Source organism: Sphaerospermopsis reniformis (assembly GCF_005402885.1).
Classification (GTDB): domain Bacteria; phylum Cyanobacteriota; class Cyanobacteriia; order Cyanobacteriales; family Nostocaceae; genus Sphaerospermopsis; species Sphaerospermopsis kisseleviana.
Genome location: NZ_BJCE01000401.1, coordinates 1 through 2,770 on the forward strand (window position 1 = coordinate 1; position 2,770 = coordinate 2,770).

A 2,770-nucleotide genomic window follows, 5' to 3' on the forward strand; every position below is an offset into this window, starting at 1 on the left:
TGAAATCCCAAAAAATGCACACTTTTTCCGGTATACCCTTCAAAACCCTTGCACTAATTTCTGTGTTTATCAGCCTCTAACCTTTGATATATCAAGGTTTTAGGTTTATTCAGCAAACCCTAATTAAGGCTGGCTGAATAAATGTGAAAATATGACAAGTAAAGGGTCTTAGCCTGCTGGAAGTTAAAAAAGTGCAAGACTTGACGAGGTGGGATCTCAAAAACCTTGCATTTAATTTCTACACAAAGGAAAAATCGCTCCCATCGAACTCTTGAAACTGCTCCCTGCTCCCTGCCCCCTGTCTCCACGACAAGACTTTTTCAGCAAACCCTATTTAAAAACACCAAAAAAAACACCAAAAAATTTACCCAGAGCCGATATAATGAGCTTGGGTAAATTTTAAAATGTAATTTTTACGAATTGTTGAAACTGCTGACTTTTAAACAGCACCACTGTTTTTGTTAAATAAAATAGCTATAGTTTTAAGAATCAGCCTTAAATCATACACTAAACTCCAATTTTGTTGATACTGCAAATCAAGACGAATAACATCTTCAAAACTGCGTACTGTCGAGCGGCCATTGACTTGCCATTCACCAGTCATCCCCGGTTTTACATCCAAGCGTTGCCACTCTGGTACTTCATATCGTTCTACTTCATCGGGGGTAGGTGGCCTAGTACCAACTAAACTCATTTCGCCTTTGAGGACGTTCCAAAATTGGGGTAGTTCATCCAGGCTGGTGCGCCGTAACAAGCGTCCTACCTTAGTAATTCTCGGATCGTGATCATTTTTAAAGAAAGCACCTTGGACTTGGTTTTGAACTTGAGATTTCTTAGCTTCTGCATCGACACACATGGAACGAAATTTCCAAATAGCAAAACGCTTACCCATCCACCCACAGCGGGTTTGTTTAAAGAAAATTGGACCGGGATCGTCGATTTGAATAGCGATCGCAATAGGAATGAATAAAAATGCTGTAATTATTAAACCCACCAATGATCCCACTATGTCAATTAATCTTTTCATCCAAGAGGCCACAGAAGGATGTGTTTGAGGTAGGGGATCTGCTTTGCGAGAGTTAGTGATCCGATTATTTTCTTCAATATGATTAGGTTCTATGGGACTAACGCTGTGAGGAGACTCAATAGCAAATACGTGATCTAATCCTGTGAGGTTGAGAACTGCCATCACTTGAGGGGTAACATTACGAAGTGTGAATCCGATCCCTTGTTCTTGGGCATATTTAAAATTACTCACCAAAGCCCCCAAACCACTACTATCCATAAAGATCGTATTTTGGAAGTCAATGATCAGGTGTTGGGGATGGGTATCAGCTTGGATGAGGCTTTGGCAGGTTTGCTTAAAGCGTACAGCATCAACGACGCTCAAACGCATCGACACCTGTACTATTGCTGTATCGTTCAGGTAAGTAACTGGGAAATTTACCTCTGTGGGTTGGCTACTCATGAAGCTATGCAATTTGGTTGCCATTGGGGTCTAATCTGCCAAACATGATTTTTTCCTGGAAAACTACTTAACCTAATTTTGAAAAAAATAAGATTAAGGATAGGTGAGTAGTTTTTCGCGCAGAGATTTGGAGATTGCCGAACACGGTTCACAATGGAAAAACAAGCTAGAAACCTACTGGTTTCATACCCAATCGGTGTCAGCGACTGTGCTAAACCATAGGCGAACGTATTCCTCTCTATCATCTCATGATTGCTAAAACTAAAGTTAAACCTACAGCACGCCTGATTGAAGTTTTCTCTGCTATTCAAGGAGAAGGTCTCAACGTCGGGACACGTCAGATTTTTATTCGCTTTGCAATATGTGACTTGCGTTGTCACTTTTGCGATAGTTCCCATACATGGAATGCTCCCTCTGTATGTCAAATAGAGCGTTCACCAGGATTGCGAGATTTTGAAATCCACTCTAATCCTATTCCTCTATCCACGTTGATCAAATGGGTGGAAAGGCAAAATTTACCTTTTCTACACGATAGCATCAGCTTAACTGGAGGTGAACCGCTTCTTCATGCTCCATTTTTGGCGCAATTTTTGCCGGAAGTGCGATCGCTGAATTTGCCTATATATCTGGAAACTGGGGGACATCGCCCTGAGCAACTGGACATGATTCTCCCGTACCTTGACTCTGTAGGCATGGATTTAAAATTGCCTAGTGTGAGTGGCGAAAGTCATTGGACAGAACATGAAAAATTTCTCCAAATATGCTTTGATGCAAATTTAGAGATTTTTGTCAAGATAATTGTCTCTCAAAGGACTGATCCTGGCGAATTGGAACGAGCAGCTTTATTAGTTAATGGTATATGTCAGGATATTCCTATATTTCTGCAACCTGTGACACCTTTAGCAGAATCTCAAAAATTCAGTCAGGTAGTTGTAGAAGCCCCTACACCAAACCAAGTTTTAGAATGGCAAGCTTTGATGAAGCGATTTGTGAAACAAGTGCGGGTGATCCCCCAAACACATAAAATGTTGAGGCAGTTGTAGGGGACTGGGGACTGGGGACTGGGGACTGGGGACTGGGGCCTGGGGGAGGGGGGAGCGTGTGTCGTGTCCGGAGTGAGGTGAGGTGGGGCCGAGGCGTTGTGTGATGTGTAGCTTGTTAACGAATATACGTTGCCTGTAGAGTGGGTAGCTGCAGCGAAGATTGATGTTGGATGGTCACATATACACCGATCTCGTGGCTCTAGACTTCGTAACACACTGTGAGCATGTAACGTATGACACCACTGATCCTAGGTCTAGC

2 protein-coding genes are annotated in these 2,770 nt (G+C 42.4%); one reads left to right on the forward strand and one right to left on the reverse strand.

Annotated elements, in window-relative coordinates:
* Window positions 1-439 precede the first annotated feature (439 nt).
* Window positions 440-1,492, reverse strand: coding sequence for an anti-sigma factor antagonist (locus FFR48_RS26925; RefSeq protein ID WP_137669467.1), 1,053 nt, complete (start codon window positions 1,490-1,492; stop codon window positions 440-442).
* Between the two features lie 224 nt (window positions 1,493-1,716).
* Here FFR48_RS26925 and FFR48_RS26930 point away from each other — a divergent pair, with 224 nt between their 5' ends.
* Window positions 1,717-2,511, forward strand: coding sequence for a 7-carboxy-7-deazaguanine synthase QueE (locus FFR48_RS26930; RefSeq protein ID WP_137669468.1), 795 nt, complete (start codon window positions 1,717-1,719; stop codon window positions 2,509-2,511).
* Window positions 2,512-2,770 lie beyond the last annotated feature (259 nt).